We start from the raw sequence: 486 nt of genomic DNA on the forward strand, positions 1-486 counted from the left end.
GCGTCGAGCAGATCCTCGCCGAGAACCGCACCGCCTACGGCATCAACACCGGTTTCGGCTTGCTGGCCTCGACCCGCATCGCCAGCGAAGACCTGGAAAACCTCCAGCGTTCGCTGGTGCTGTCCCACGCCGCCGGCGTCGGCCAGCCGATCAGCGATGAGCTGGTGCGTTTGATCATGGTGCTCAAGGTCAACAGCCTGAGCCGTGGTTTCTCCGGCATCCGCCGTGTGGTGATCGATGCACTGATCGCCCTGATCAACGCCGAGGTTTATCCGCACATTCCGCTGAAAGGTTCGGTCGGTGCATCCGGTGACCTGGCACCGCTGGCGCACATGTCGCTGGTACTGCTGGGCGAAGGCAAGGCGCGCTACAAGGGTGAGTGGATGGAAGCCACCGAGGCACTGAAAGTCGCCGGTCTGACCCCGCTGACGCTGGCGGCAAAAGAAGGCTTGGCGCTGCTCAACGGCACTCAGGTTTCTACTGCAT

1 protein-coding gene is annotated in these 486 nt (G+C 62.8%); it reads left to right on the plus strand.

The annotated features are described in order from the left end of the window. Positions 1 to 486 (plus strand): aromatic amino acid lyase (locus ACW9HX_RS29140; RefSeq protein WP_457383220.1); only part of this gene is annotated, 486 nt, incomplete at both ends.

It is taken from the genome of Pseudomonas sp. SDO52101_S400 (genome assembly GCF_054071635.1).